Annotated in this window: 28 protein-coding genes, 1 other RNA gene and 1 riboswitch; of the genes, 19 read left to right on the top strand and 10 right to left on the bottom strand. The window is 51.1% G+C overall.

Features of this window, described 5'->3' with window-relative positions; translation table 11 throughout:
* The first annotated feature begins 9 nt into the window (after positions 1-9).
* The 4 genes from ftsE (at position 10) to ssrA (ending at position 2,575) form a co-directional block, all read left to right on the top strand.
* The gene (gene ftsE / locus RHOLA_RS04635) at positions 10-687 is read left to right on the top strand and encodes a cell division ATP-binding protein FtsE (protein ID WP_038504008.1); all 678 of its coding nucleotides are present in this window, start codon (positions 10-12) and stop codon (positions 685-687) included.
* A complete protein-coding gene (ftsX, locus tag RHOLA_RS04630) occupies positions 687-1,595 on the top strand; it encodes a permease-like cell division protein FtsX (RefSeq protein WP_038502708.1) in 909 nt (302 codons plus the stop codon). Before ftsE ends, ftsX begins: the two co-directional genes overlap by 1 nt.
* A gap of 7 nt (positions 1,596-1,602) precedes the next feature.
* Positions 1,603-2,076, top strand: coding sequence for an SsrA-binding protein SmpB (smpB, locus tag RHOLA_RS04625; RefSeq protein WP_038502705.1), 474 nt, complete (start codon positions 1,603-1,605; stop codon positions 2,074-2,076).
* A 125-nt stretch (positions 2,077-2,201) separates the two neighbouring features.
* Positions 2,202-2,575, top strand: a transfer-messenger RNA (tmRNA) gene (gene ssrA, locus RHOLA_RS07235).
* 71 nt (positions 2,576-2,646) lie between these two features.
* Here the strand turns inward: ssrA and RHOLA_RS04620 are convergent.
* Positions 2,647-3,252, bottom strand: a complete 606-nt coding sequence (locus tag RHOLA_RS04620; RefSeq protein ID WP_158384501.1) for a LysE family translocator — start codon at positions 3,250-3,252, stop codon at positions 2,647-2,649.
* Between the two features lie 37 nt (positions 3,253-3,289).
* Here RHOLA_RS04620 and RHOLA_RS04615 point away from each other — a divergent pair, with 37 nt between their 5' ends.
* Positions 3,290-3,940: a trimeric intracellular cation channel family protein gene (locus RHOLA_RS04615; protein ID WP_038502701.1), complete on the top strand. Its 651-nt coding sequence runs from the start codon at positions 3,290-3,292 to the stop codon at positions 3,938-3,940.
* Between the two features lie 6 nt (positions 3,941-3,946).
* Here RHOLA_RS04615 and RHOLA_RS04610 read toward each other — a convergent pair whose 3' ends face one another.
* A complete protein-coding gene (locus RHOLA_RS04610) occupies positions 3,947-4,327 on the bottom strand; it encodes a hypothetical protein (RefSeq protein ID WP_038502699.1) in 381 nt (126 codons plus the stop codon).
* Positions 4,328-4,443: 116 nt separating this feature from the next.
* Between RHOLA_RS04610 and RHOLA_RS04605 the strand changes: the two genes are divergently transcribed.
* A complete protein-coding gene (locus RHOLA_RS04605) occupies positions 4,444-4,857 on the top strand; it encodes a DoxX family protein (RefSeq protein WP_051636279.1) in 414 nt (137 codons plus the stop codon).
* Positions 4,858-4,866: 9 nt separating this feature from the next.
* Here the strand turns inward: RHOLA_RS04605 and RHOLA_RS04600 are convergent, their stop codons facing one another.
* Genes RHOLA_RS04600 through RHOLA_RS07100 form a run of 3 tightly spaced genes read right to left on the bottom strand, consistent with a single transcriptional unit; the run spans position 4,867 to position 8,028 of the window.
* Complete coding sequence (locus RHOLA_RS04600; protein WP_038502696.1) at positions 4,867-5,634, bottom strand: ECF transporter S component; 768 nt, start codon at positions 5,632-5,634, stop codon at positions 4,867-4,869.
* A complete protein-coding gene (locus RHOLA_RS04595) occupies positions 5,627-7,243 on the bottom strand; it encodes an ABC transporter ATP-binding protein (RefSeq protein ID WP_038504005.1) in 1,617 nt (538 codons plus the stop codon). The genes RHOLA_RS04600 and RHOLA_RS04595 overlap by 8 nt, the downstream gene beginning before the upstream one ends.
* A complete protein-coding gene (locus RHOLA_RS07100; RefSeq protein WP_144239024.1) occupies positions 7,243-8,028 on the bottom strand; it encodes an energy-coupling factor transporter transmembrane component T family protein in 786 nt (261 codons plus the stop codon). The genes RHOLA_RS04595 and RHOLA_RS07100 overlap by 1 nt, the downstream gene beginning before the upstream one ends.
* Here RHOLA_RS07100 and RHOLA_RS07095 point away from each other — a divergent pair.
* Positions 8,027-8,206, top strand: a complete 180-nt coding sequence (locus RHOLA_RS07095) for a hypothetical protein (RefSeq protein ID WP_051636277.1) — start codon at positions 8,027-8,029, stop codon at positions 8,204-8,206. The two genes, RHOLA_RS07100 and RHOLA_RS07095, sit on opposite strands and share 2 nt — an antisense overlap.
* A gap of 1 nt (position 8,207) precedes the next feature.
* On the opposite strand, the gene RHOLA_RS07090 is transcribed toward RHOLA_RS07095, so the two are convergent.
* The 4 genes from RHOLA_RS07090 to RHOLA_RS04570 form a co-directional block, all read right to left on the bottom strand.
* Positions 8,208-8,756, bottom strand: a complete 549-nt coding sequence (locus tag RHOLA_RS07090) for a hypothetical protein (protein ID WP_051636276.1) — start codon at positions 8,754-8,756, stop codon at positions 8,208-8,210.
* Positions 8,756-9,748 carry a prenyltransferase/squalene oxidase repeat-containing protein gene (locus tag RHOLA_RS07335; RefSeq protein ID WP_038502694.1) on the bottom strand — a complete coding sequence of 331 codons (993 nt, stop codon included), beginning with the start codon at positions 9,746-9,748 and terminating at the stop codon, positions 8,756-8,758. The genes RHOLA_RS07090 and RHOLA_RS07335 overlap by 1 nt, the downstream gene beginning before the upstream one ends.
* Positions 9,749-9,806: 58 nt before the next feature.
* Positions 9,807-9,954: riboswitch (adenosylcobalamin (AdoCbl) riboswitch) on the bottom strand.
* 55 nt (positions 9,955-10,009) lie between these two features.
* Positions 10,010-10,756: a CPBP family intramembrane glutamic endopeptidase gene (locus RHOLA_RS04575; protein ID WP_038502692.1), complete on the bottom strand. Its 747-nt coding sequence runs from the start codon at positions 10,754-10,756 to the stop codon at positions 10,010-10,012.
* A complete protein-coding gene (locus RHOLA_RS04570; RefSeq protein WP_038502690.1) occupies positions 10,743-11,114 on the bottom strand; it encodes a thiol-disulfide oxidoreductase DCC family protein in 372 nt (123 codons plus the stop codon). The genes RHOLA_RS04575 and RHOLA_RS04570 overlap by 14 nt, the downstream gene beginning before the upstream one ends.
* Before the next feature lie 185 nt (positions 11,115-11,299).
* Here RHOLA_RS04570 and typA point away from each other — a divergent pair, with 185 nt between their 5' ends.
* From typA to RHOLA_RS04545, 5 genes are all read left to right on the top strand, one after another.
* Positions 11,300-13,213 (top strand): translational GTPase TypA, encoded by a 1,914-nt coding sequence (gene typA, locus RHOLA_RS04565; RefSeq protein ID WP_038502687.1) that lies wholly within the window; start codon positions 11,300-11,302, stop codon positions 13,211-13,213.
* Positions 13,214-13,276: 63 nt separating this feature from the next.
* Positions 13,277-14,407, top strand: coding sequence for a PIG-L family deacetylase (locus RHOLA_RS07085; RefSeq protein ID WP_051636275.1), 1,131 nt, complete (start codon positions 13,277-13,279; stop codon positions 14,405-14,407).
* Between the two features lie 29 nt (positions 14,408-14,436).
* Entirely contained in the window at positions 14,437-14,757 is a 321-nt protein-coding gene (gene fdxA / locus RHOLA_RS04555; RefSeq protein WP_038502684.1) for a ferredoxin, read from the top strand.
* A gap of 20 nt (positions 14,758-14,777) precedes the next feature.
* Positions 14,778-15,887 (top strand): succinyldiaminopimelate transaminase, encoded by a 1,110-nt coding sequence (gene dapC, locus RHOLA_RS04550; RefSeq protein ID WP_038502681.1) that lies wholly within the window; start codon positions 14,778-14,780, stop codon positions 15,885-15,887.
* A 40-nt stretch (positions 15,888-15,927) separates the two neighbouring features.
* The gene (locus tag RHOLA_RS04545; RefSeq protein ID WP_038502678.1) at positions 15,928-17,217 is read left to right on the top strand and encodes a citrate synthase; all 1,290 of its coding nucleotides are present in this window, start codon (positions 15,928-15,930) and stop codon (positions 17,215-17,217) included.
* Between the two features lie 42 nt (positions 17,218-17,259).
* On the opposite strand, the gene rsmD is transcribed toward RHOLA_RS04545, so the two are convergent.
* The gene (rsmD, locus tag RHOLA_RS04540; protein WP_038502675.1) at positions 17,260-17,832 is read right to left on the bottom strand and encodes a 16S rRNA (guanine(966)-N(2))-methyltransferase RsmD; all 573 of its coding nucleotides are present in this window, start codon (positions 17,830-17,832) and stop codon (positions 17,260-17,262) included.
* 76 nt (positions 17,833-17,908) lie between these two features.
* Between rsmD and RHOLA_RS04535 the strand changes: the two genes are divergently transcribed.
* The 7 genes from RHOLA_RS04535 (at position 17,909) to smc (ending at position 26,671) form a co-directional block, all read left to right on the top strand.
* Entirely contained in the window at positions 17,909-20,110 is a 2,202-nt protein-coding gene (locus RHOLA_RS04535; RefSeq protein WP_038503998.1) for an ATP-dependent DNA helicase RecG, read from the top strand.
* A 22-nt stretch (positions 20,111-20,132) separates the two neighbouring features.
* Positions 20,133-20,645 carry a pantetheine-phosphate adenylyltransferase gene (gene coaD / locus RHOLA_RS04530; RefSeq protein ID WP_038502672.1) on the top strand — a complete coding sequence of 171 codons (513 nt, stop codon included), beginning with the start codon at positions 20,133-20,135 and terminating at the stop codon, positions 20,643-20,645.
* The gene (locus tag RHOLA_RS04525) at positions 20,645-21,199 is read left to right on the top strand and encodes a YceD family protein (protein ID WP_051636274.1); all 555 of its coding nucleotides are present in this window, start codon (positions 20,645-20,647) and stop codon (positions 21,197-21,199) included. Before coaD ends, RHOLA_RS04525 begins: the two co-directional genes overlap by 1 nt.
* Positions 21,200-21,204: 5 nt before the next feature.
* Positions 21,205-21,408 (top strand): 50S ribosomal protein L32, encoded by a 204-nt coding sequence (gene rpmF, locus RHOLA_RS04520; protein WP_038502670.1) that lies wholly within the window; start codon positions 21,205-21,207, stop codon positions 21,406-21,408.
* A 16-nt stretch (positions 21,409-21,424) separates the two neighbouring features.
* The gene (gene rnc, locus RHOLA_RS04515) at positions 21,425-22,102 is read left to right on the top strand and encodes a ribonuclease III (protein ID WP_038502667.1); all 678 of its coding nucleotides are present in this window, start codon (positions 21,425-21,427) and stop codon (positions 22,100-22,102) included.
* Positions 22,103-22,107: 5 nt separating this feature from the next.
* The gene (gene mutM, locus RHOLA_RS04510) at positions 22,108-23,037 is read left to right on the top strand and encodes a bifunctional DNA-formamidopyrimidine glycosylase/DNA-(apurinic or apyrimidinic site) lyase (RefSeq protein ID WP_038502665.1); all 930 of its coding nucleotides are present in this window, start codon (positions 22,108-22,110) and stop codon (positions 23,035-23,037) included.
* A gap of 121 nt (positions 23,038-23,158) precedes the next feature.
* Positions 23,159-26,671 carry a chromosome segregation protein SMC gene (smc, locus tag RHOLA_RS04505; protein ID WP_038502662.1) on the top strand — a complete coding sequence of 1,171 codons (3,513 nt, stop codon included), beginning with the start codon at positions 23,159-23,161 and terminating at the stop codon, positions 26,669-26,671.

Genomic DNA, 26,671 nt, shown 5'->3' with positions numbered 1-26,671 from the left:
GGAATCATCATGATCAGCATCTCCAACGTAAGTAAGCAATATCGCGGTTCTGCGCGTCCTGCGCTCAGCAACGTGTCGCTAGAAGTAGCCAAAGGTGATTTTGTTTTTCTAGTTGGGGCATCTGGATCTGGAAAATCTTCGCTGATGCGCTTGATGCTTCGCGAAGATGTGCCTACCAAAGGCTCGGTTCACGTTCTTGGTGAAAACTTGGTTGGCATCCCCAGCCGACGCGTTCCATTCTTTCGCCGCCGACTTGGAGTGGTGTTTCAAGATTTCCGTTTACTGCCCAATAAAACTGTGGCTCAAAATGTGGCTTTCAGTCTTGAAGTGATCGGCAAATCTCAGGGTTTCATTCAAGAAGCAGTCCCAGAGGTATTGCGCCTGGTAGGCCTAGAAGGCAAAGCTGACCGACTTCCCAGCGAGTTATCGGGCGGTGAGCAGCAGCGAGTTGCCTTGGCGAGAGCAATTGTGAACAAGCCTGCACTTTTGCTGGCCGATGAGCCAACCGGAAATCTGGATCCGGCAACATCTCAGGACATCATGGCGCTGATCGAGAGAATCAACCTTGCTGGTACCACGGTCATTATGGCCACCCACGACCGGGGGATTGTAGATCGACTCAAGAAGCGCGTTGTGGAACTTAAGGACGGCGAAATTATTCGCGATCAGGTTGGCGGTTCTTACTGATGAAGTTTGTCTTCAGCGAAGTTGCTCAAGGTTTCCGACGAAACCTTTCGATGGTGGTTTCAGTAATTTTGGTCACATTTATCTCGTTGACATTCGTGGGCACGGCATCGCTTCTGCAGATGCAAATTGGTCAAATGAAAAACTACTGGTACGACCGCGCTCAGGTAGCCGTCTACATGTGTAGCGATGTTTCCGCGACCGATGTCTGCCCACAAGGAGAGGCATCAGAAGACTTAAAGGCTGCTGTCAAGGTGAAGCTTGAATCAAATGCCTTGAGCCAATACATAGACAAGTTCTATTTCGAAGATCACGAGCAGGCTTACGCTACTTTCCAGGAGCAGTTCAAGGGTAACGCCGTTGCAAAGTACGTAACCGCCAAACAACTGAATGAAACCTACTGGGTGAAACTTAAGGATTCGACTAAGAGTCAAATCATCACAGAGAGTTTTACCGGAGTTGCTGGAGTTGAAGAGGTTAGAGACCAACGAAGCTACCTAGATCAAATTTTTAGTATTTTGAATGCCGCCTCCCTTGCTGCAATTGGAATTGCTTCACTAATGCTTTTCTCTGCTGCTCTGTTGATCTCTACAACAATTCGTCTCTCTGCCTTTAGTCGCCGACGTGAGCTGGGCATCATGAGGCTCGTGGGAGCCAGCAACTTCTACATTCAATTACCTTTCATACTTGAAGGAGTAGTTGCAGCAACTATTGGCTCATTACTTTCAGGAGCCGCGGTGCTTGGTATTGTCCAATTTTTCGTTCAGGGATACCTTGCCGAAAGACTTCCTTTCACCAGCTTTGTAAGTCTTAGCGATGGCTTGCTCGTTGTGCCGCTTCTAATTGCTGCGGGAATAGTATTGGCAGCTCTAGCCTCTGGCCTCGCAATCCGCAGATACCTGCGAATATAGAATTCTTATGCCTAGAGAACGTGGTCAAAAGGTTGTTGCTAGCAACCGCAAAGCCCGCCACGACTACCTAATTTTGGACACCTATGAGGCGGGAATGGCGCTCTCTGGCCCTGAGGTTAAATCGCTTCGAGCAGGACGCGCCTCACTAATTGACGGCTATGCATCTATTGATGGTGGTGAAGCGTGGCTTGAGAATGTTCACATTCCCGAGTACACCCAGGCAACCTGGAATAACTCACCCTCGCGTCGTAAACGCAAGTTACTTTTGCACCGCGAAGAAATCTTGAAACTTCAATCAAAGTTAAAGGAATCTGGTTTTACCTTGGTTCCGCTGTCTATTTACTTCAAAGATGGCCGAGCAAAAGTAGAGATAGCACTGGCTCGAGGCAAGAAGGAGTATGACAAGCGTCAAACTCTGAAAGAGCAAACCGATAAGCGCGAGGCCGATCGTGCCATGTCCTCCAAAGGCAAAGACTGGTAATTCACAGCATTCTGCCAGCCTCAGGCCTAGCCAATGTCATCGGTATCACCTACCATTGAAGCAACCCCAAAAAATCGAGACCCAGACGTTTAGGTTGGATTTTTTGGGAGTTGGTAACTAAATATGGGGATGATCGGTTTCGACAGTGCATGTGTAACTGGATGAAGCGGGTCGAGAATGTAGCGTCAACTCGTAAATGTCCGCTGCAAACTATAAGTGCTAAATCATCACGCACTGACTTTGCCCTAGCTGCTTAATAGCACCTAGCCTCGAAGTCCGTTAGACCAGATTTGATTTCGTTCTGGGTTCTAGCGTCATTTAGAAATCTTGCTTTGTAGTTATGCCTTAGGGCTACAAGGGACTCAAACTAAGACTGGGCCCGTCGGTTATGTTGCTTCAAGCTAGTACCGGGGCCGAGTAGAACCTTATTGAAGCTACACCCGTAGAAGAGTCAGAAACTCTGTATTGGACGGGGGTTCAATTCCCCCCATCTCCACTCAGGCTTCGGCCAAAGAGTTCATCCCATATAATAAAAAACCCACCAGCGATGGTGGGTTTTTGCTTAAGTTACTATTTCAAGAGCAGGCCAATGGCCAGTCCTAAAATCAAGATCGCGCCTGCGTACTGAATGCGGTGTTGCACACGTACATCGGTGAATGACTTTGTGAGCTGAGCGGCAAAAACAAGGCCCATTTGCCAAACCACCGAACCAATAAAAACCCCAACGGCAAATAATGCAATTCCAAACAGCCCAGTTCCCTGTGAAAGAGTCGCCACGCTAGGGGTGATGCCAAAGAAGTAGAAGGCAGTGGCTGGGTTTAAGACGGTGAGGCCAAAAAATTTTGCATATGTTTTGAGCCGTGACGCAGTTGAGTTGCTCATGTCTGGGCTCTCAATTTTTGAGCTCCGGCGGGCGTCCATGAAAATCTTCACCGCCACAAATATCAAAATAGCCGAGCCTAGAATTCGCAGCGGCATAACCCAACCGGTCAGCAAATTGACGATGGCGGTGCCAAAAGCAAACACAAGAGCGGCATACGAGAAGTCAACGCTTGCCATGGCTAATGCGCCAAATATTCCAATTCCGCGTCCATGTTTGAGCGTGGTGCTGATCAGCAATATTGCCATTGGCCCAAGGGGAATAGCCAAAGCTAGACCCGCCAAGGCTCCGGTCATCAATACATCCACCCGGCAATCTTGACATACTTGGAACATGACTTCGGGAATCTCAATTGCGGAATGGCTTGTAACTAATGGGAACATCGCGTTTGAGATCATCGGCACCTTGGCCTTCGCGCTATCGGGTCTTTTAGAGGCGGCACGTAAAAAGCTGGACATCGTCGGCATGGCCATGGTCACATTTCTTGCAGCCTTTGGCGGCGGTACCCTGCGCGACATTCTGTTAGATCGCCGCCCTTTTTTCTGGGTGCAGAATCAATTCTGGATTTGGGTAGTGCTGGCGATGTGTTTGTTGGCCCTGATCTTCATTCGATCTCGCCATCTTGAACCAACCGAGCGAGCAACCGCCTGGCCAGATGCGATTGGCCTAGGAATTTTCAGCGCAGGTGGAACCTACATTGCTCTTCAAGCTGGAGTCCCGGCGATCGTTGCGGTAATCATGGGAATTATCACCGCGGTATTTGGAGGAGTCTTGCGAGACGTCGTAGTCAATGAGATTCCCCGAGCCTTTGTTGATCACCAGCCCTATTCAATTCTTGCCTTCGCCGGTGGTTGGGTTGTGGTTGGCCTGCACTATGTGGGCACGAGCTCGTTCATCGCGGTTGGTCTTGGTGCTTTAGTAATCACAGCACTAAGGTTTGCGGCCATGATTTTTGGTTGGCGACTACCAACTTGGCGTGTATAAAAAATATTAGTCGGTGGTGCAGGGGGCCAGTTGGGCCACTCGCTGCGGTGTTACACCCAGCAGAATTGCGATATCGCGCATAGTCAAACCTTCATCTCGCATGCGAGAGACTACGTCTCTGATTTCGTTCGATGCTTCTTCCTGAAGTTTTGCGGCCTCGCGCATTTTGTGCTGCGCAGCTTCTATGTCGCAAATGATTCCAGGCATTACCGCCTCAACCTTGACCACGATGTCGCACTTTGATTCACCAGTGGTTTTTTCAGCAAGAACTTTGATTTGCTCCGTGGCTTTATCCAGACGCTTAGAGGTGGTCTTGTAGTTGCCCAACGAGGGGACAGCAATCAGCCAGCCATCATCTTGGCGCTCGGCGCGTGCCTTGATTTCCATGACTGTCCTTCCGTTCAAGTTTTGTCTAGGGCCACTTGACAAATCTTGTCAACCCGTGCTTTACTTACTAACTGTAAGTCCGAAACCTCGGATATTCAACACATAAAGGGAATTTCATGAACATCTTTCTAGCAATCGCCGCACTTGCGGTTTCAGTTTTTACCGCATCCGGCTTCTACAAGGCTGGATCATTCAAGTCCAAGGCAACCAAAGAAACCTTGCTGGGCGCAGGCATGGGTTGGGTTGAGAAGACACCGATGGGCCTAGTTCGTCTTATCGCTTGGCTTGAAATCCTTGGCGCTATCGGTGTTGTCGTGGCTCCGATTGGTGCGTACCTCACTGGCTTGGCTTGGTCACAGTGGGTTGGTGTTGCTGCCGGTGCCGGATTGGCCTTGACCATGGTTGTGGCGTTTTTGATGCACGCTGCCCGTGGAGAGGCTAAGTACACCTGGAAGGCGAACCTTGGTTTGTTTGCGGCAGCAGCTGTGGCGACAGTTCTGCAGTCCCTTGTCGTTCTTCCGCTTTTCTAGTTTTAAATCTCAGAATTTCTTGATTCCGGCCCTGTTGGCTGCTCTTCTAAGAGTGGTTAGCAGGGCCGGTGCAGTTAATGCCAAGAGGATCACAGTAGTGATGGCTCGACCGGCATCCCAAACAAATCCGCCAGTGAGGATTTCGTAATTTACGAAACGGATCAAGTTTTCCAAAATTCCAGCTCCTGGAAGATAGGAAACATCCGAACCCAAACCGGCAAGAAATGGCCAGTTCCACATCGTCATTAACGCACCGTAACTGAAACTGGCAAAAACTGCGTAGCCCAAAAGCAGTGCCATTTGCAACCACAGGAGTCTGGGTTTGGGAAGCAAGCCCGCAAGGATTCCCACGAGCGCTGCAGCCATCATCTGAAACGGCAGCCACGGGCCAATTCCACCGGTGATTAAACCCGATACCAACAGCGAAAGTGCGCCCATAAGAAATCCGAAGCCTGGCCCGAATACATAGGCGCTAATAATGATCAAGAAAAACGAAGTCTCAACTCCGGCAACTCCGGCACCCAGCATACGAATCAGAGCATTGAGTGCGGTAAGCACACCAAGCATGGCTAACTGCCGGCTATCCAAATTACCCGTTGAGAACTCATGGAGGGTCAAAATCAAAACTGTCGGCAGCAAAATTATGAAGGTTAGCTGGGCAAGCTGAGATTCGGACTGTGCAGTGGTTGAAATCAGCAGGGGCCAGGTAAACATCATTAGGCAGGCCATTGCAGCAAGTCCAAGCAGCACAGGACGAAGAACCAATTGACTAAACATTCTTCACCGCAATCTGATCTAACCTAAACACTCCGGGGGTTTGAGTTATCTCGGTTAATTGAGGTGAGTACTTTGACCCAGGGCTAAGAACCTGCGTAGGTGTTCCAGAGTTGACGACTCGACCACTCTCCAAAATTAAAACCTGATCTCCGATTTCAGCGACAAACTCAACGTCGTGGCTAGCCATAATCACGGCCTTACCCTGGGACTTTAGTTTTCCAATCGTTTCGGCAAGTTCGCGCTTGGCGATGTAGTCAAGCCCACGAGTTGGCTCATCAAGCAAAATTAGCGATGCGCCTTTAACCAGTTGTGAAGCTAGAACGAGGGCAATCTGCTGCCCAGTAGACAAATCGCGCGGATGGATTGCTGGGTTGATTCGGCCGGCTAGCTTTTCAAAAATTTTCGCGGTAGTTCCTGGTTCACTCTCGCTCGTAGCGTCAGATTCACCTAACTCGCGGCCAAGAGAATTCAAAAAAAGTAGGTCGCTGGCTTTCTGTGGAACCATAGCCACGAGCTCCAGTCGCTCGGCGATTCCCTGAATGGCCGGGTCTTGATTTTTTATCAGCACCTGTCCAGAGACCTTTGCGTCTGCGCTTGGCTTTGTACCCTGGATCCCCCAGAGGGCGCTGGATTTGCCCGAGCCATTACTTCCCATCAGCGCTGTGAGGGTTCCGGCTCGTGCAGAAAAGCTGACGCTGACCACGGCCTGCAAACTGCCATAACTAACCGATAGATCATGGACGGTGGCAACATCAAGATTGCTGTCGTGGTCTTGCTTTGTGCCTTTGTCAATAGACGTTGAATAGCTTTTGCTATTTTGCTGCCAGCGCTGTTTGGCCTTTTCAAGGGTCAGCTCCAGCGGCTGCCAGCCAAGCTTTTTGCCGAGCGAAAATATTGGTGGTTCGGTGCGATTGTCAAAGTTTGTCAGGCTAGCTGCCGCTTTGATCACTCGGCCGTCGGTTTGTACCTGAACAACAGAATCTACAAATTCCAGTACGCGCTCAATTCGATGTTCACTGAGAATCACGGTGGTCGCGGTCTCTGAAGCGAGCCTCCGGAGCAGTTTGATTGTTTTATCTGCAATCTCTGGGTCAAGAGCTGAAGTGGGCTCGTCAAGCAGAAGAATTTTTTGCCCCGCCGTAAGCGCGGCACCAATTGCCACACGCTGCTGCTCACCACCAGAAATATCGCTGAGGTTTGCATCAAGCAAATCACTTAATTCCAGTAGCGACGCAAACGTAGAAATTCGTTCTTGCATGGCCTCAACTTCAAATCCAAGCTGTTCCATTCCATAGGCCAACTCTTCACGAACTGTTTGCGTCACAAAACCTAATTCTGGGTTTTGGCCAACATATCCAATCAACTCGGCAATTTGGTTGGGCTGCGATTGAGAAACCTCTGTGTCATCTAGCCAGATCTCACCTTCAAATTTGCCACCGGTGAAATTCGGTGCCAGTCTGCAGATGGTCTTGAGAAGGGTGGTTTTGCCGCTGCCAGTTGGTCCAATAACCAAAGAAAATTCACCCTCGTTGAAGTTCAGCGAGGCTCGCTTTATTACAGCCTCCTCGGTGGTCGAATAGCTAAAACTCAGCTGTGAGATTCTTAGCATCAGATCCACCAGCCAAATGAAATTAGTGTGAATGGAATTCCGCCAAGCAGGATTGCCAAATAGTCAACGCTGGTTAGTTTTCTTTTTGCCAACGAAGTTCGGATCTTTTTGTTCGATGAAAACTTAATGACAATTGCAGATAGCGCCAGGCCAAGAATCAGAGCAACAACGGTGGCCAATTCACTGAATCCAGAAGTTAGGGTGAGGTAAATTCCGATCAGAAGCAGCGACAAAGCAATTATTGAAAGTATCCTGCTGGTCCTGCGTTGGGCTATCGTCATGAAGCCTTGTCTGCCAAACCCTCTAGAAGACATGCTGGCGGCTAGACCCATGGAGCTTTCAATGGTGTCTTCGAGAATTGGAATCACGATACTTTTCATCGCGCCCAGTTTGCGGCTTCTTCCGCGCAAGCGGCTTGCCTGACGGACTCTTTGTGCGCTGATGACCAGTTGTGGCGCAAGATTTATTGCCATTGAAACAGCTGCGGCAATTTCATAAAGCGCTCCGGGAGTTGACTTCAGTAGGTTTCTTGGGTGGCAGAGTGTCGTTGCCATGCCAATGCTGAGCACGATGGCTGCCAGTCTCAACCCATCCACTATTGCAAGTTCAATTGCGGATTGGCTTATTTGGCCCAGTAGGTTTACCGGACCGCCAATTCCTAGATTGATGCTTAGAGTTGGCAAACTCAACAGCACTGGACCATCGCCAGCTGAGTAACTAAAAATCAACCTAAAAAGTATTCGAGTCACAAAGACCAATAATGCGAGTAAGGCATATAGTCGCATGGTTGAAAACCACTTTGGTTCAAATACCACCGCAAGAAAAAAGCTCAAGCAGATCAAAACTAAAAGCGGGCTGAAGCTGGTGCTTATTATTGCCGCTGCTGATACCCAGAGCCCCAGGATCCACCAGGTGACTGGATGCAAAGCGTTTGCCCTGGATATTTGGGAAGCGCGTCCTTGAACTAGTTGCATGTAAATACAGTTGGCTTCGTGGATATTGATGGGCTGTTTGGCTGTTGATTTTTTCCCGGTTCGACGAAGAGCCAACCTTCAGATTCACCGCAACCTGGCATTCGACTTGCAGCACCAACTGGGCTGCGCGACCAGGAACTGGCATCTGTTTTTCTCGTTGCGTAAAAATATGCCCAACTGCCATTTTTGATACCGGGTGTCCCCAGGCAGTCCTCGATAGAGGCAGCTGGAAAGTCTTCCAGCCTGCAAACAAAGGCTTCAGGATATTCGCTCGTGCCGGTCACCTTGATTCCGGCGGCGCCAAACAACTCCCAGCCCGTTCCGGTAAATCCAGTGACGCATCGGGTTATTGGGTCGCGACCGCTAAGCGGGCCAAAATCGATTAACAGAGTGGTTCCCTGGTCCGTGCAGGCACCTTCAAAAACGGCTTGCTCTGAATTTTGTCCAACTGGTCTTTCTCCATTGGTTGCCACTAATCCACCAATTGCAACGAGTGCAATTAGCGAAATTAGAACAGCGCGAAACGGAACTGAAATCATCAGGGGAGTAGGTCTAGATAACTCTTGCCAAGTAACGGAGCAATTGCCTGAGCGGTGGCGAATTTGTCACCGGCACCCGCAGACCATGAGGTCATGAATCCGCCCTTTGGTGCTAACTGATTCTTTAGCCAAAGTGAATATGCAGAAATCTTTTTTCCGGCGGCTTTGAGACCCATAGCCGCATAAGCGGTGGAATTCACCGACGCTTCACCATAGGCATTCCAGTGGTTTTTATCCACGCTTGTTGAGATCAGATAGGCAACTGCCTTCTTTTCTGCATCGGCTCGCTTCTTATCTTGCGCAGTTGTCCCAAAATCTTGTCGAAGGTTGATTGCCTGAAGAGCCAAACCGGTTGAATCTGGAGTTGATACCAGGGGATCCACTTCACCAAAGCCACCATCGGTGTTTTGCAGGGTCAACATTTTCTGGACGACTTTATTCGCCAGAGTGTGCTCTTGGTAGCTGTTCAGCCCCAGCGCGACCCAGGCGTAATCGATAGCCCCTGAGGTCACTCCAGTTATTTCGCCGGTCTTGCTGTTGATTCGAGCGGCAAGTCGTTTGAAGACCTCATAACGAATTGAGTTGTTGGGTACATCAATAACTTCGCTGGTGAACAAGAATTTTCCAGCTCTACCCACATTCAGCGAAAGCGCCGCATCTTTGTTGAATAGGTATCCGTTCGATGCGGTGCCCAATGGCTGCGATCTTGTGCCGAGCATGTAATTGACCGCCGGTAGTTGTTGCACTAGAGATCTGCCTCCGGCTTTTAGTTGCATCATGGCATCCAAGGTGAATCCGTATTCCATGGTTCCGGCGGTGAATCCTTCTAGAGCTCTGCCGTTTACAAATGACTTGGCTAGAAACGAAACTGTGCTCGAATAATTTTCGGCTGCTGTCGCTGGAGTTATTGCTGCTGTGCTGATCGACAGCGCCAGCGAAGTTAGAATCGCCAGTTTGCCCAACGTTTTTCTTGGAGATTTTGGTCCAAACATTCGGAGCCTTTCGCAAATGATGATCAGGGTGCGAAGGCGAAAGGGCGCGCGTGCGCCAATTCGACTCCGACCGCAGACCTCGACGGTAAAAATGGAGTCATTTGCGGCTCTGCAGGCAATCCGACTTTCGAGAGACTCGATCACGGTTGCGGGTCAGCGTCGGATTCTCACCGACTTCCCCTGCAAAATGCAAAATCTGTTAACTTTTTAGCCAACAAGGTAAAGATACCAGCCAGAAGCAAAATCGCATCTGATGGCTTCTCAAGGAAGAGGTAGCGAGTTGCCGATAAGTGAGTAGCCAACGAAAGAAACTGCATCCAAAATAAAGTGCGCCAATACCAAGGGCATTACTCGCCCCCATTTTTTGTAGGCCCAGCCAAAAACTAGACCCATCACAAAGTTTCCGATGAAACCGCCAAAACCCTGATACAAGTGGTAGCTGCCTCTGAGCGCAGCGCTAATCAGAATTTGCCCGTTTGACTTAATCCCAAGTCTTTGTAGTCGGTCAAACAGGTACCCGATAACCAAAACTTCTTCAAGTAAGGATGCCTTTACCGCTGCCAACAAAAGAATTGGAATAGTCCACCAATATTCGTTTAGGTCGGCAGGAACTATTTTTGAAGAAATTCCCAGCAGGCGAGACCCCACGTACAGAGCTAGACCTGGAATTCCAATCACCGCCGCCAGAGCAAAGCCCCGCCAGATCCAAAAGCCTGGGTTCGCCAACTGCAAACCGATTGCTTCAAATGGTCTGCCCACGCTTTGCCATAGCAAGTAGAGAGCTAGAGCCACCGGAGCTAGGCCAAAAGCGATTGAAAGAATCTGATAGGTGAAATCCAGCCATTCACGCTGCGCCATCGCCCCATTAATTAAGGTGGTCTGCCCTGCAAGGCCCGCTTCGGCAGTGAGTTTCGCGATTAGCGAGACAATTGAGTAAACCGCCGATGCCCCAAGACTCAGGGCAAAGACGATGATGATCTCAAAAGTTATTTGCTTACGGTTTGTCATCAATCGTGCATTCCGCTGTTCCGCCCGGTAGGCGATGTCTATTTTTAGCTACCCATCTATATACACGGGCTGAAATAGGTGAAAATGCCTTGATTAGCCAACCAAGGACCCTCCAACCCAAAGCGGGCTGATTCCTAAAAAGCCAGCTGACCGCCAAATGTCCGCCGAGCTTGCGATCGCCGTCGATAAGCCACACCTGTTGCTGCACATCGGCAAGGTTTAGCCCCAAAGCGTTGAAATCCACTTTCTGAAAAGCCACGTAGCGGCAGAAAGCAGGTAGTTTATCGAGAGCCCACTTCAGGCTTTGCTTGCAAAAAGCGCAATCTCCGTCATAGATAAGCAAGGCATCGGTGTTCACATACTCAGGGTACTTGTTGTTTCTGCCCTTTTATCCCTGCCTTTTGGGGGCTTTCGCAGGTAGACTGAAAGCGCAGGGGCTTAAAGATGCAGTTCTGCACCCCCTAATTCACACCGATAAATTTCAAGATTTATCTCAAACAATGCGTCAACTATGTTTGGCGCGCTCACAATGAGGATGTTCCTATGGCTCAGGCCACCAGAGATGACTTGCGCAACGTCGCAATTGTTGCCCACGTAGACCACGGTAAGACCACACTGGTTGACGCCATGCTTCGCCAGACCGGTTCGTTCAGCGACCACGCCGCAGTAGGCGAGCGCGTTATGGACTCAGGCGACCTTGAGCGCGAAAAGGGAATCACCATTCTCGCTAAGAACACCGCTATTGCTTACAAGGGTGACCACTCTGGCGGCAAGGAAATCACAATCAACGTTATTGACACCCCAGGTCACGCGGACTTTGGTGGCGAGGTTGAGCGCGGTCTCTCGATGGTTGACGGCGTTGTACTTCTTGTTGATGCATCTGAAGGTCCATTGCCGCAGACTCGCTTCGTTCTTCGTAAGGCACTTGAGGCAAAACTGCCGGTTATCCTGCTGGTCAACAAAACAGACCGCACCGATGCACGCATTGACGAAGTAGTTGAAGAAACACACGACCTATTGCTAGGTCTTGCGTCTGACCTTCACGACACCGTGCCAGATCTAGACATCGATGGCATTCTGGAACTTCCGATTATTTACGCGTCTGGTCGCGCCGGAATTGCGTCACTAACCAAACCTGCCGACGGCACTCTTCCTGAAGGTGAAAACCTTGAGCCGCTATTTGGCGCAATCATGAAGTTCATTCCAGCTCCGAAGTACGACGATGAGGCACCGCTTCAGGCACACGTTACCAACCTTGACGCTTCTCCATTCTTGGGTCGTCTTGCCTTGTTACGCATCTTCAACGGGACCTTGAAAAAGGGTCAGCAGGTTGCTTGGGTTCGCCAGGATGGCACAACTCAGAACGTAAAGATCACCGAGCTTCTAAAGACCAAGGCACTTGAGCGCTTCCCAACTGAGGAAGCAAACCCAGGTGACATTGTTGCGGTTGCGGGAATCGAAGATATCACCATCGGTGAAACTCTTGCTGATCCAAATGACGTTCGCCCGTTGCCAATGATTACAGTTGACGACCCTGCTATCTCGATGACCATCGGTATCAACACTTCACCGATGGCTGGTCGCGTAAAGGGTGCAAAGGTAACTGCGCGTTTGGTTAAGGACCGTCTCGACAAAGAGCTAATCGGTAACGTGTCAATCAAGGTACTTCCTACCGAGCGTCCTGACGCATGGGAAGTTCAGGGTCGTGGTGAGCTTGCTCTAGCGATTCTGGTGGAGCAGATGCGTCGCGAGGGCTACGAACTAACCGTTGGAAAGCCACAGGTGGTTACCAAGCGCATCGATGGCAAACTGCACGAGCCTTACGAAGACCTAACCATTGACGTTCCAGAAGAATTCTTGGGCGCAATGACGCAGCTACTTGCAGCGCGCAAGGGACAGATGAAGAACATGGTTGCCAACTCAACCGGTTGGACTCGCATGGAGTTCCGTGTTCCTAGCCGAGGCCTAATCGGTTTCCGAACCGAATTCCTAACCCAGACCAAGGGAACCGGTATCGCTAACGCAATTTCAGCCGGCTACGACGTTTGGGCAGGAGAGATCACCACGCGCAATAACGGCTCGCTAATTGCTGACCGAGCAGGTGTTGTTACACCGTTTGCGATGATCGGCCTGCAAGAGCGTGGCACATTCTTTGTGCAGCCAACCAGCGAGGTTTACGCAGGAATGGTTGTCGGTGAAAACTCACGTGCCGATGATATGGAAGTCAACATTACAAAAGAAAAGAAGCTCACCAACATGCGTGCAGCTTCGTCTGACGAATTCCAGTCGCTAACCCCACCGCGCACACTATCTCTTGAAGAGTGTCTTGAATTTGCTCGCGAAGATGAATGTGTTGAAGTTACCCCTGAGGCGACTCGCATTCGCAAGGTTGAGCTAGATTCAAACGTTCGTGCCCGCCTGTATTCACAGCGCAAGCACGCTAGCGACAAGAACTAATTGATTCAAATCGAAACCCTCGGCGTTAAGCCGAGGGTTTTGTTTTTAACCTAAAGTTGAAGCATGGCTAAAGCTAAATTCGCTCCAAAGCGTCTGCTGATTGTGCACGCGCACCCAGATGACGAGAGTCTTTTCACCGGACATGTGATTGCTGATCGCATCTCGGCTAAAGCTGAGGTGATGGTTTTCACCCTAACCCGTGGCGAACGTGGCAAGGTAAAGCTAGACGAGCTCAAGTCCCTAGAAGGTGACCTAGCCGCTATGGGTTCATTTAGAGCCTCCGAATTAATGGAGGCGCTAAAAGCCTTTGGAAACGTGCAACACGCTTTCGCGGGAACCCGTGCGTACCTTGATTCTGGAATGCGAATAAACCCATGGGGAAAGCCAGCCAAGCCTCGTGATCTTGATGAACTTGCATTATCTGCCGCTTCCACAACCATCATTGCTGACGACATCGTCGCAAAAATTAGAGAATTCAAACCTGACGCAGTTTTGACTTACAACCGCCGCGGCGGATTTGGTCACCCGGATCACAAAATGGCTCACGATGCAACAGCAATGGCGATTCGAAAATTTGCCAAGCAGAGTCGTTCTCGAGCTCCGCAATTTTGGGTGATCGCCGAACCTAGAGAGCCGTTTGACGCCGAGATTGGAAACGCCAAAACAGCAGCCGTGAAGAAAGCTGCGCTTGAAGCTCACGCTAGTCAGGTTGCTGTGCACGCCGAGACCTACTCGGTCGTGCCGGGCAAGGAAATCAGATACGACCGGCCTGAACGAGTTCGCAAATCTTCACCCAGCGCACTCGTGGGAATTCGCTCTGCTCTAACTTTTCTATGGGCGATGCCGCTGGGTGTCCTGCTGGGACTTGCCGGCACGATGATGCATCAGGTGAAGGCAAACACCGATGCTCAGACCCCTATCGGGTTAATTGTTGCTTTGGTTATGACGGTGTCACTGGCTGTGGCCTTGCGCCTTCTTCGTCGCAGCCGCGGAGCCCTCTACCTAGTTACCGCCACGCTGGCCGGAACAATTTTTTGGCTGGCTCAGCGCCAACCGGGCGGGGAGTTGTTCATTCCTGGCAACGATGCCGGCAATATCTGGGCTTATGGTTCGATCGGAATTTTTGCGCTGGTAATCATGTTTCCAAAGATTCAACCTGGGGCGTGGCGCCGAAGTTCACGCGGCCATCGTTAAACTAGAAGCAGTTCCCGAAAGGATTTCCATTGACTTACGTAATCGCGCTTCCTTGCGTGGATGTAAAAGACAAGGCCTGTATTGAGGAGTGCCCGGTTGACTGCATCTATGAGGGTGACCGCATGCTTTACATTCACCCCGATGAGTGTGTTGACTGTGGAGCTTGTGAGCCAGTTTGTCCTGTAGAGGCCATCTACTACGAAGATGATCTACCTTCTCAGTGGTCTGAGTATTACAAAGCAAACGTCGAATTTTTCAGTGAGATAGGTTCACCTGGTGGTGCGGCCAAGGTTGGGCTAATTAATTCTGACCACCCAGTAATTACTGCGCTTCCTAATCAGGCCCAATAGGCACTTTAGGAAAGTCAGAAATGTTCGATCGACTGCCCGAGTACCCGTGGGAGCAACTCAAGCCGTATGCGGCTAAAGCGGCACTGCACGAGGGCGGGGCGGTTGATCTATCAGTTGGCTCACCGGTAGATCCAACGCCAACGATTATTCAAGAAGCTCTTAATGCTTCTTCAAACGCTCCGGGGTACCCATCTACCGGCGGTTCACCCGAATTCAAAGCAGCAGTTGTTGAGTGGTTTGCTCGCCGACGCGGAGTCACTGGCTTGAAACCCGATCAGGTCATGCCGACGATCGGATCAAAAGAACTAATTTCTTGGTTGCCTTTGCTGATGGGGCTGGGGCCGGGTGATGTGGTGGTGCAACCCAAGGTTGCCTACACTGCCTACGTCGTTGGGGCAGCCCTGTGCGGAGCCGAAATCATTTCAGAGGATGACCCTGCTAAGTGGCCTAGCAACGCCAAATTGATTTGGATAAATTCGCCGGGAAACCCGGATGGTCGCGTCATGGACGTTGCCGAAATGAAGGCGGCGGTTGATCGGGCGCGTGAACTTGGTGCCTTGCTCGCCAGTGACGAGTGTTACGCCGAGCTTGGTTGGGGTGAGTGGAGTGAAAAATTAATTCCAAGTGTTTTAGATCCTCGAGTTTGTGGAGATAGCCATGAAGGGGTAATGGCGGTTTACTCGTTGAGTAAGCAGTCAAACATGGCCGGTTACCGCGCCGCTTTTGCTGTGGGTGAGGCTTCTTTGATTAAGGGCCTGGTTAATCTGCGTATGCACTCTGGTTTGAACACCCCCGGCCCAGTGCAGCGAGCCATGATTGTGGCCCTTGGTGACGAGGAGCACGTAAAGATTGAAAAAGAAATTTATCGAGAGCGTCGCGAGGTGCTGCTTGATGCTGTAAGGGCTTACGGATTTCGCCTTGCCGAAAGCCAGGCGGGTTTGTATCTTTGGGCTACCCTCGGCGAAAGCTGTTGGAGCACGGTAGATCGCATGGCAGAGCTTGGCATTGTTGTAGTGCCTGGAACTTTCTATGGCGAGCACAGCACCGACTATGTTCGCTTCTCAATTACAGCCACCGATGACAAAATTGCCGAGGGAGCGCGCAGGTTGCGCGATGCCATAGGCTTATAAAAGGCCTAATCAAGGCATAAACAAAGCACTAGGAGCTTCGATGACCTCGAGCGATAAAGTAACAGTCACCTATGGAGACATCACCGTAGAGCTACCCGTAATTTCTGCCGTAGACGGACACGATGCAGTGGATATTTCGAAACTCACATCATTGACTGGGCTTACCGCATACGACCAAGGTTTCGTAAACACCGCTTCAACCAAGTCTGCAATCACCTTTATCGACGGTGAAAAAGGAATTTTGCGCCACCGTGGTTATCCAATTGAACAACTCGCTGGCACAAAATCTTTCCTAGAGACAGCTTGGCTACTTATTTACGGTGAGCTGCCAACTCCAGCCGAGCTAAAGAAATTTGAAGAAAAAATTCAGCGCCACACTCTGGTGCACGAGGATCTCAAGAATCTATTTCACGCAATGCCGCAGAATGCTCACCCAATGGCTGTGTTGGCAGCTGGAGTTTCTGCGCTGTCAACTTTTTATCAGGATTCACTAGATCCGCACGATCCAGAGCAGGTTGAGCTTTCAACCATTCGACTCCTGGCAAAACTACCAACCTTGGCGGCTTATTCACACAAGAACAGCATGGGCCAGGCGTTGCTTTACCCAGACAATTCGCTGAACTACGTAGAGAACTTCTTGCGCTTGAACTTTGGAAACATGGCCGAGGATTACGTGCAGAACCCGGTTGTGACCAAGGCACTTGACACTCTTTTGGTTTTGCACGCCGACCACGAGCAAAACTGCTCAACTTCTACAGTTCGACTAGTTGGATCAAGTCAGGCGAATCTATTTGCATCTGTTTCATCAGGTATCAACGCCCTGTTTGGTCCGCTGCACGGTGGCGCAAATGAAGCTGTCCTCGAGATGCTTCAGCACATCCAAGATTCGGGTGAAAGCGTGCAAGCCTTTATTCAGCGTGTTAAGAACAAGGAAGACGGAATTCGCTTGATGGGATTCGGTCACCGTGTTTACAAAAACCTTGACCCGCGTGCACGAATCGTGAAGGCCACCGCAGATCAGGTTCTAGCTGAACTTGGGGTGAAAGACCCATTGCTTCAGATTGCCAAAGAACTAGAGGCTGCTGCACTTGCAGATCCGTACTTCCAAGAGCGCAAGTTGTATCCAAACGTGGACTTCTACACCGGTGTAATTTACAAGGCACTTGGATTCCCGCCGCGTATGTTCACCGCACTTTTTGCTATGGGTCGTTTACCAGGCTGGATTGCTCACTGGCGCGAAATGAACGTGGATCCGGCTACAAAGATTGGTCGCCCACAGCAGATTTACGTTGGTGAACCAGAGCGTTCGCTCAAAGGTTTCTTTGGTTAAGACCAAATAAAAAATCCCCCGATAACTTCGGGGGATTTTTGCTTAGCCACGCGTTAGCCAATATATGGCGGTGTCACCATAGGACTTTTCTTCATCTAGTTCTAGTCCAGTAGGAATGGCCAGGGCAGCCGAACGACTTGATCGTTCCACCATCACGATTGCATCTGTACTTAGTCTCGGCAGCAGCGCCTCGAGGTTTTCGATGACCTCATCGTTAGAGACCTCATATGGGGGGTCAATAAAAACTAGCGAATACTCCGCGGTATCGGTGTTCAGAAAATTTTGCACAGACTTGTTTGCCACTTTGGTTACGGCCTCGAAGAAACCCTCTTTTTCTAAAGCTTTCTGAACTAGCTGGCAGTTTTTTATGCACACCGCTGCAGCCTTACCATCGCGCTCAACCAACATCGCGGAAATCGCTCCGCGGCTAATTGCCTCCAGAGCAAGTGCCCCAGTGCCCGCGTAAAGGTCTAGGACCCTCTCGTTATCAAGGCGATCGCGTGAAGCCAACCGATTAAAGATTGATTCACGAATTCGGTCGCTGGTTGGTCTGGTTACTTTGGCTGGGCTGGTCAGTTGTCTTGAACCGGCAATGCCACCGATGATTCTTGTCATAAGACTCCAATCATAAGTGCCGCACCTACAGCCTCGCCTAATGGATTGGCCAATGACAACCAGCGAAGATAGAAGCATGCTGCTTCCAATCGAACCGCTAGACCGTGTGCTGGGTGACCGCACCGCAAGGTCGTTCGCTAAAAATTTGGGACTGGGCACCGTTTCAGATTTGTTGATGCATTTTCCGCGTCGATACTCAACCAGGGGAGAGCTAACGCCAATTAGCGAAATACCATTGGGCGAACCGGCAACTGTTGTTGCCGACATCGTTGAGGTTCGTGAACGCCGCATGAAGGGTCGCAGCGGCAGCATTCTTGAAGTGCGAATCACTGATGGCCACGGCTTCATGACGCTGTCATTTTTTAATCAGTCCTGGCGTCAGAAAGAATTGCGAACCGGTGCTCGAGGATTGTTTGCCGGTAAGGTCAGCAGCTATCAGGGCAAACTTCAACTTGCGCATCCGGATTACGAGCTTTTTCCTGAAGAGATTTCAGACGAAGATGCCAAGCGCTGGGCAGATCTGCCGATTCCTATTTATCCTGCCGCCTCAAGCGTGACCACCTGGGCAATTCAGCGATCAATGGCGGTTGTTCTCGACACAATTGGCCCAATCCAAGATGAGCTTCCCGTCGAGGTGGTTGAGCTCAATAGATTACTTTCACTCGACGAGGCAATCAGGAATATTCATCGACCAGAAAAGCATGCAGATTGGCAGGCAGCGCGCGAAACCCTTAAGTTCCATGAAGCATTTGCTCTGCAAGCTACTCTCTTGCTGCGTCGTGCAGAAAACCAACACATTAAGGCAACCCCTAGAGTTGCTGGTGCGGGCAAGCTACTTGAGCAATTTGATGATTCCTTGCCGTTCAAATTAACCAACGGGCAGATTTCGGTTGGGCAAGAAATTGCAGCTGATCTCGGCAAGTCACACCCCATGAATCGGTTGCTTCAGGGAGAGGTTGGCTCAGGAAAAACCTTGGTTGCCCTGCGGGCCATGCTTACGGTGGCGGATTCTGGTGGCCAGTCTGCTTTACTTGCGCCTACAGAGGTCTTGGCTGCCCAGCACTACCGATCAATCGAGAAAACCCTTGGTCATGATTTGGCCAAAGAGCTTGGCCTTACTCTGCTAACCGGTCAGATGAATACCGCTGATCGTAAGCGCGCAATGCTGCAGTTGGTAAGTGGAAAAGCTCGGGTTGTGGTGGGCACCCATGCGCTAATTGCCGAGAAGGTTGAATTTCTTGACCTTGGATTAATCGTGATTGACGAGCAACATAGATTTGGCGTTGAACAGCGTGAGGCACTGAGGCTCAAGGGGAAACAACCGCCGCACGTGCTCACTATGACCGCAACACCAATTCCACGCACCTTGGCAGTGACAGTATTTGGTGACCTAGATATTTCAACTCTCACAGAACTTCCCGCTGGGCGTCAGGGAATTAGCTCACACGTAGTGCAACTTTCCCAACCGGCGCTGGTGGCCCGAACCTGGCAGCGAATCGCGGAAGAGGTAGCAAAGGGGCGCCAAGCCTTCGTGGTTTGTCCTCGCATTGATGAAGATGACCCGGGTGAAGAATTAATCGAATCCGGAGGCGCAGCCGAGGACGAATTGACTTTTCTGGACGGCACCGATGCGCAAGCGGCGGATTTTGCAAAGAAGCCAAAGCAACTTCTGGCATCGGCACTTGGCATGACCGAATCGCTAAGAAAAGTTCCAAGCCTCAACGGTCTAAGCATTGAGACTCTGCATGGACGAATGACATCAGAAGAGAAGGCTGATGTCATGGCACGTTTTGCAGCAAGGGAAATTGATGTCCTGGTTTCAACAACGGTTATCGAAGTTGGCGTTGATGTGCCAAACGCCACGGTCATGGTGATTCTTGATGCAGATCGGTTTGGCGTGAGCCAATTGCATCAGTTGCGAGGCCGAGTGGGCCGCGGTGGTAACCCGGGACTCTGCCTCTTACTAACCTCAGCTGAAGATGGTTCCCTGGCATTGGAGAGAGTGAATGCGGTCGCCAAGACACTGGATGGTTTTGAACTTAGCGAGATAGACCTTGAGCTTCGTCGTGAGGGTGACGTGTTGGGTCAATCTCAATCTGGAGGGCGCTCAAGCCTCAAGCTTCTGAGAGTCCTTCATGATGCCAAGTTGATTCAAGATGTTCGCGGTCAGGTTGAGGCGATATTGTCGGCTGACCCAACCTTAGAAAAACATCCGAATTTGGCCGAGGCGCTGGCCCGTCAAGATCAAGACCGCCAAGCATACCTAGCCAAGGGGTAATCGGCTCGGCTAACCTATAACAATGCCAACAATCGCGGTTTACCCAGGTTCATTTGACCCAATCACCTTGGGGCACCTGGATATTGCTGCTCGCGCAGCCAATCTTTTTGACGAGGTGCACATCTTGGTGGTGCACAATCCAGGCAAGTCGCCCCGATTTTCTAGTGAGGAACGGGTGGAATTGATCCGCACCAGCCTTGCCGAATTGAAAATTAGTGGACCGGCCAAAATCAGCGTTGACACCCTTGACGGCGGCCTTTTGGTTAATTACTGCAAAATGGTGGGAGCAACCGCCCTGGTGAAGGGATTCCGCACCAGTGTGGATCTGGATTACGAACTCCCGATGGCCCAGGTCAACCGAGACCTAGCCGCAGTTGAGACTGTTTTTATCCCTGCTGACCCAATTCACGGTCACGTATCGAGTTCACTGGTCAAGCAGGTTGCCGATCTGGGCGGTGAAGTGACTAAATACGTCTCGCAATCAACCGCGCGCGCTCTGGCCGCCTCGGCCGCTAATCGAAAGGCCCTGGACTAATGGCCCCCAAAATCAGTAATGGAACTGGCAACACCGATTACGTTCTAGCCGTGCATGACTTGATGCATAAGCCCGGTCAAATGCGCGAACTTAAGCTTGATATTTTGACTCCAGACCAAATGGGTGAGGGGATTGCCCTGATTCCAAAGGGTGCCGAACTTGATCTAGATGTCCGTCTGGAGTCGGTTCATGAGGGAATTCTGGCCACCGGAGAGGTATTCGTGGACGCCGATGCCGAGTGCAGCCGCTGTTTAGAGCCGCTCACGGTACCGGTTGAGGTGGATTTTCAGGAACTTTTCGCCTATTCTTTAATCAACGAGGATGAACACGTTGTCGAAGACGAGCAAATCGATCTGGAACAAATCATCCGTGACGCGGTAGTACTAAATCTTCCGTTCCACCCACTTTGTAGCACTGACTGTTTAGGTTTGTGCGCGGAATGCGGTGTGAAGATGGCTGACAATCCGCACCATGTGCACGAAGCTCCGATTGATTCGCGGTGGAATGCATTGCAAGAACTTCAGAATCAAGAGCTTCATAAAAAGGAAGAGTAAGTACCATGCCAGTACCAAAGAGACGCCTATCTCGTGCACGCACTCACGCACGTCGTTCACAGTGGAAGGCCGCTGAAATTACCTTGGTGAAGACCGTTGAGAACGGTAAGACCGTTTACTCAATGCCTCACCGCGCGAAGCTTGTTTCAGACTCAGCCGGCAACGCGCTGTTCCTTGAGTACAAGGGCCGCAAGGTCGCTGACGCGTAAAACTTTCTAAGTCGCGATGAACCTCAACGTTCTATGCACTCGCTTAGGCGTTGAGATCGAGCCACAGTTGCTCGAACTCGCACTTACCCACCGTTCGTATTCTTACGAACACGGCAACGCACCCAACAACGAACGCCTCGAATTTCTCGGGGACTCGGTGTTGGGTTTTGTCGTTACGGCTCACATTCACGACCTATTGGTTGAGCTGCCTGAGGGAGAGCTAACCAAAGTAAAGAACGCTGTGGTTTCTGCCCGAGCGCTCGCCGGAGTTGCGAGCGATCTTGGCCTCGGCGAATTCTTGCGCCTTGGTAAGGGCGAGGACCAAACCGGTGGTCGCACCAAACTAAATTTGCTCGCCGATACTTTTGAAGCAATCTTGGGGGCTGTCTATGTCTCTAAGGGCCTCGATGAAGCGCGCGGACTCGTTGAGCGTTTTGTTTTTCCGCTCTTGCAAGACACCGATGCACTTCGTGAGAACAGCGATCCTAAAACTACCCTTCAAGAAAAAGTCCAGGAGCAGGGCAAGAGCGCTCCGACATACGAAACCAGCTTTGAAGGCCCTGACCACGATCGTGACTTTCACGCGAAGGTTTTAGTCGATGGTGAAGTAATCGGCGAGGGCATTGGTAAGTCACGCAAGGGTGCCGAAACCGAAGCCGCAATAAACGCCCTAGCTAAAATGCACGGCAAATAGTCACCATGCCTGAACTTCCAGAGGTCGAGACTGTTCGAGCTGGACTGGCTCCAGCGCTTACCAATGCAACTGTCATTGGTGTTGATGTCCTAGATTCACGCTCGCTAAAGCGTCACCCCGGCGGGGTTGTAGATTTTCAGCAAACTATGGTTGGCGCCAAAGTACTTGGCGTGGTTCGCCGCGGAAAGTTTCTTTGGCTACCAATTGAGGTAAAGGGTGAAAAGCGCTCGCTCGCTATGGTTGGTCACCTTGGCATGAGTGGGCAAATGCTGCTGAGAAAACCAACAGACCCAGAAGACAAGCTAACTCGGGTGGTAATTCACCTCAAGACTTCGCGCGGCAAACAGGTTGAATTCCGTTTTATTGATCAGAGAATTTTTGGCTCGCTGGCCATTGATGAACTGCAGCCAACTGCCGATGGCAAGCCCGGTGGATATAGCGCCGGGCTTGGCAGGGGCAAGCCATGGCAAAACTTAATTCCAATTCAGGCCGCCCACATCACTCGCGACCCGCTAGATGTGGATTTTGACGAGGCGGAAGTGCTTGCCAAATTCAAAAAGAAAAATTCCGGCATTAAGCGGGTCCTGCTTGATCAGCAAACTCTGAGTGGAATTGGCAACATTTACGCTGACGAGGCGCTCTGGCTTACCAGGTTGCACTATGACCAGCCAGCCGCCACCATTTCATCGGCTAAGGCCAGGGAATTGCTTGAAAACGTGCGGCAGATTTTAGCCAAGGCCGTGCAAGAGGGCGGCACTAGTTTTGATGAGCAGTACAAAAACGTAAATGGCGAGAGCGGGTATTTCGCGGTCTCGCTCAATGCCTACGGAATGACTGGCCTGCCGTGTAATCGGTGTGGACGCGAAATAAAACGAGATTCTTGGATGAACCGTGGCAGTCACTTTTGCCCAAATTGCCAGAAACTCAAGGTTTAGCGACCCTTTCTGCTTCTAAGCGGCTATTGGTGTGGCAAGATCACCCCGCGAAATAAGGTATTTTGGATAGTCGCGGCAGTTGGTCCGCGGTCATTAAATTTGCGAGGGGCGGGGAGTTAGCTTGTATCTCAAGAGCCTCACCCTGAAGGGCTTTAAGTCCTTTGCTCAACCAACCACCTTTGCCTTCGAAAAGGGCGTGACCGCAGTTGTTGGTCCAAACGGTTCCGGAAAATCCAACGTTGTTGACGCGCTTGCCTGGGTAATGGGTGAGCAGGGCGCAAAGAGCCTTCGCGGTGGAAAAATGGAAGACGTTATTTTCGCCGGTACCTCTACCAAAGGACCTTTGGGTCGCGCCGAGGTAATTCTTACTATTGATAACTCCGATGGCGCTTTGCCGATCGAATACGCCGAGGTAACAATCTCTCGTACTCTGTTCCGCAACGGTGGCAGTGAGTATGCAATTAACGGCGAGCCAGTGCGTCTGCTTGATGTGCAGGAACTTTTGAGTGACTCCGGTCTTGGTCGCGAGATGCACGTAATTGTGGGTCAGGGCCAGCTTGACTCAGTGCTTCGCGCAACTCCGGAAGAGCGACGCGGTTTCATCGAAGAAGCAGCCGGTATTTTGAAGCACCGTCGACGCAAAGAAAAGACCGAGCGCAAACTAGACGCGATGCAGGCAAACCTAACCCGTTTGAACGACTTGGCCGGTGAAGTTCGTCGCCAGCTGAAGCCGCTGAGTCAGCAGGCAGAGGTTGCGCGTGAGGCTCAGGGAATTGCCGCGGTTGTTCGCGATGCAAAGGCTCGCTTGCTTGCCGCCGACATTTCTGAACTACATCGCGGATTAGAAGAGACCGCAAAGTCTGAGGCCGATCGTCGTGGCGAACGAAATATTCTGCAGAGCCTGCTCGCCGAGAACACCGCAAGACTCGGTCAACTTGAAGCCGCTCAGGTTTCAACCGAGCTCGATCAGGCACGAAATCTTTCGTACCAATTTGACTCTCTAGCCGAGCGCCTGCGTTCACTGCTATCGATTGCTAACCAGCGAGTTGCCCTTTTGAGTCAGCAGGCGGAAGTTGCAGCAGGTCAAATTGACCCGGCAGCTCTTGATGCCGAGGCCGATCAGGCGATTGCTGCCGCAACTGAACTGCAGGCAACCGTTGAGACTTTGAAGCAAGCCCTGCAAAGTGCCGAAGAATCGCGCAGCCAGGCCCGCGATGCATTAGAAAAGTTTGACAACCAGGTTGCTGAACAAAACGCACTGATCTCAAAGTTTGATCTTGATAAAGCTCGTTTGGCTAACGAGGCAGCAGTTGCGGAATCAAAGTTGGTTAGCGTTCGAGGCGAGGTAGTTCGCCACGAGAGCGCACTTGGTGAAGCGCGCGACCGTCACGCGGCCCGCAAGGCAGAGTATGAAGCTGAGCTTCAGTCGCAGAACCAGCAAAGCACCGCAGACAGCGCTCTAGAAAATCGATACGAAGCTGCACAGAAGGCAGTATCAGAGGCCGCGGCTCGCATTGAATTACTACGCGACGAATTGCACAAGGCAGAGCGTGAGCGCGACTCACTTGCAGCTAAGCGTTCTGCGCTGAACCTAACTCTTGAGCAAAAAGATGGTGCCTCAGAGATTTCATCTGCTGGCCTGCGCGGTATTCGCGGTCTTGTTGCAACCCACATGAAAATTCAAAATGGTTTTGAGGCTGCCATCGCGGCCGCCCTTGGACCGTTGGCCGATGCGCTGGTTGCAGATTCTCGCGAAGAGGGTCTTGCTGCAATCGAGCACCTAAAAAAGAGTGACGGTGGTCGCGTTGAGCTAATTGTTGCCGATGTTGATGCCAAGGGCGCCGCGGCAAATTTGCCAAACGTTGCAGGCGCACGATCTGCCGCTGACGTAGTTGAGGCGCCAACTGGAATTCTTTCTCTACTTTCAAGCGTTGTCATTGTTGATGATCTTGCTGCCGCTCGCGCGCTCTACTCACGCGACTCTTCAACTTTGAAGTTGACCCTGATAACTCTTGATGGTGACGTACTTACCGAATCGGTTATTCGTGGAGGATCTTCCTCTGCACCGTCAAAGCTTGAGCTGGTTGCCGAGCGCGACGCTGCCGAGCAGAGACTCAGCGAAGTCAACAATTTTATTGAGAAATCAAACTCAGAACTTGCCCAGGCTCGATCCACAGAAGAAGCCGCTAAAGCATCTGAAAAGGAAGCGCTTGCTGCACTAAACGAGCAAGACGCAACGCTTGCGGCAAATGCCGAAAAGCTTGGTCGTTTGCGCGTTCAGGTTGAAGCATCTGAGGCAGAGCTGGAACGTCTTTCGTTAGTGGCCGAGACTGCCGCCGAGGGTATCGCTGCAGCGGAAGCCGCATTAAACGCTGCAATTGCAGCACACGACGAGTTCGCCGCGCAAGAACGCCCGGCTTTGGATCTTGCCAACCGCCAGACACTTGCTGACAATCTTGAACAAGAGCGTCAGCGTGAACTGGAGCTTCGCATTGAACTTGGCGCCGCAATCGAGCGCGTACGTGTTGAACAAGAACGCGCCACTGCTCTGCGTGCCCAAGTTTCTGAAGCAAAGGACGCGATTGCGAGATCAAAAGCTGCTGCCGCGGTTCAGGCACGCCAGCTTGCGTCAGCCAAGCGGGTGCTAAATGTGTTACCTACTCTGATGGATGCTGTTGCCGATAGCGCATCCAAGGCAAAGTTTAGGTTGCACGAACTTGAGTCTCAGCGCCAGAACCAAAACACAGAGCTAGTTAAGCTTCGTGGTGAAACCGCCGAGATTCAGATGAAGCTTTCAAGTTTGACTCAGAGCGTTCACGACATGGAGCTTTCAAACCACGAAAAGCGTTTGACCTTGGCCAACCTAGTCACTCGTGCAAACGAGGAACTTGGTTTGGAACAGACTGTCCTACTCGAAGAGTATGGTCCAGAGGTTCCGATTCCTGACGAAGAAGCTGAGGGTGGGTCAAGACCATTCGTTCGCGAAGAACAGCAGAAGCGCCTAAAGGATGCCGAGCGCCTGTTCGACAAGCTTGGCAAGGTAAACCCACTTGCTCTAGAGGAATTTGCAGCACTTGAGCAGCGTCACAAGTTCTTGACAGAGCAGCTCGCCGATCTAACTCAGACGCGCAAGGATTTGCTGCAGATCATCGAAGACCTTGACGTCAAGATGCAAACCATTTTTGGAGATGCATTCGAAGACACCCGCAAGGCATTCGAAACCGTATTCCCAACCCTCTTCCCAGGTGGAACCGGTTCAATCTTCCTGACCGATCCAGACAACCTGCTTACCACTGGTCTTGAAGTAACCGTCAAGCCTGCCGGTAAACGAATTGAACGTCTATCATTGCTGTCTGGCGGTGAGCGTTCGTTGGCAGCCGTTGCACTTATGGTTGCGATTTTCAAGGCGCGCCCGTCACCGTTCTATGTAATGGACGAGGTTGAGGCAGCCCTTGACGATGCAAACCTTGGTCGCCTGCTACAGATTTTTGAAGACCTGCGCTCGAACTCGCAGCTAATCATCATTACCCACCAAAAGCGCACCATGGAGATTGCCGATGCGCTCTACGGTGTATCGATGCGCCAAGATGGTATTTCTGCAGTGGTTGGGCAACGCCTGGCCGAAAAGGAGTAA

Source organism: Rhodoluna lacicola (assembly GCF_000699505.1).
In the GTDB taxonomy this organism is placed as follows: domain Bacteria; phylum Actinomycetota; class Actinomycetes; order Actinomycetales; family Microbacteriaceae; genus Rhodoluna; species Rhodoluna lacicola.
Note: the sequence above shows the minus strand (reverse complement) of the source record. Positions and strands in the feature narration are given on the sequence as shown.

Bases quoted from the DNA above. Each gene is read 5' to 3' on its own strand.
- RHOLA_RS04610 (WP_038502699.1), bottom strand. From the start codon at position 4,327: ATGGAAATCAAGGCACGCGCCGAGCGCCAAGATGATGGCTGGCTGATT.
- RHOLA_RS04615 (WP_038502701.1), top strand. From the start codon at position 3,290: ATGACTTCGGGAATCTCAATTGCGGAATGGCTTGTAACTAATGGGAAC.
- RHOLA_RS04525 (WP_051636274.1), top strand. From the start codon at position 20,645: ATGGCCCCCAAAATCAGTAATGGAACTGGCAACACCGATTACGTTCTA.
- mutM (WP_038502665.1), top strand. From the start codon at position 22,108: ATGCCTGAACTTCCAGAGGTCGAGACTGTTCGAGCTGGACTGGCTCCA.
- RHOLA_RS04595 (WP_038504005.1), bottom strand. From the start codon at position 7,243: ATGCTAAGAATCTCACAGCTGAGTTTTAGCTATTCGACCACCGAGGAG.
- RHOLA_RS04535 (WP_038503998.1), top strand. From the start codon at position 17,909: ATGCTGCTTCCAATCGAACCGCTAGACCGTGTGCTGGGTGACCGCACC.
- smpB (WP_038502705.1), top strand. From the start codon at position 1,603: ATGCCTAGAGAACGTGGTCAAAAGGTTGTTGCTAGCAACCGCAAAGCC.
- rpmF (WP_038502670.1), top strand. From the start codon at position 21,205: ATGCCAGTACCAAAGAGACGCCTATCTCGTGCACGCACTCACGCACGT.
- rnc (WP_038502667.1), top strand. From the start codon at position 21,425: ATGAACCTCAACGTTCTATGCACTCGCTTAGGCGTTGAGATCGAGCCA.
- RHOLA_RS04575 (WP_038502692.1), bottom strand. From the start codon at position 10,756: ATGACAAACCGTAAGCAAATAACTTTTGAGATCATCATCGTCTTTGCC.
- coaD (WP_038502672.1), top strand. From the start codon at position 20,133: ATGCCAACAATCGCGGTTTACCCAGGTTCATTTGACCCAATCACCTTG.
- RHOLA_RS04545 (WP_038502678.1), top strand. From the start codon at position 15,928: ATGACCTCGAGCGATAAAGTAACAGTCACCTATGGAGACATCACCGTA.
- typA (WP_038502687.1), top strand. From the start codon at position 11,300: ATGGCTCAGGCCACCAGAGATGACTTGCGCAACGTCGCAATTGTTGCC.
- RHOLA_RS04620 (WP_158384501.1), bottom strand. From the start codon at position 3,252: ATGACCGGAGCCTTGGCGGGTCTAGCTTTGGCTATTCCCCTTGGGCCA.
- rsmD (WP_038502675.1), bottom strand. From the start codon at position 17,832: ATGACAAGAATCATCGGTGGCATTGCCGGTTCAAGACAACTGACCAGC.
- ftsX (WP_038502708.1), top strand. From the start codon at position 687: ATGAAGTTTGTCTTCAGCGAAGTTGCTCAAGGTTTCCGACGAAACCTT.
- RHOLA_RS04605 (WP_051636279.1), top strand. From the start codon at position 4,444: ATGAACATCTTTCTAGCAATCGCCGCACTTGCGGTTTCAGTTTTTACC.
- RHOLA_RS07100 (WP_144239024.1), bottom strand. From the start codon at position 8,028: ATGCGACTATATGCCTTACTCGCATTATTGGTCTTTGTGACTCGAATA.
- ftsE (WP_038504008.1), top strand. From the start codon at position 10: ATGATCAGCATCTCCAACGTAAGTAAGCAATATCGCGGTTCTGCGCGT.
- RHOLA_RS07335 (WP_038502694.1), bottom strand. From the start codon at position 9,748: ATGTTTGGACCAAAATCTCCAAGAAAAACGTTGGGCAAACTGGCGATT.
- RHOLA_RS07085 (WP_051636275.1), top strand. From the start codon at position 13,277: ATGGCTAAAGCTAAATTCGCTCCAAAGCGTCTGCTGATTGTGCACGCG.
- RHOLA_RS04600 (WP_038502696.1), bottom strand. From the start codon at position 5,634: ATGTTTAGTCAATTGGTTCTTCGTCCTGTGCTGCTTGGACTTGCTGCA.
- dapC (WP_038502681.1), top strand. From the start codon at position 14,778: ATGTTCGATCGACTGCCCGAGTACCCGTGGGAGCAACTCAAGCCGTAT.
- RHOLA_RS07095 (WP_051636277.1), top strand. From the start codon at position 8,027: ATGGTTGAAAACCACTTTGGTTCAAATACCACCGCAAGAAAAAAGCTC.
- RHOLA_RS07090 (WP_051636276.1), bottom strand. From the start codon at position 8,756: ATGATTTCAGTTCCGTTTCGCGCTGTTCTAATTTCGCTAATTGCACTC.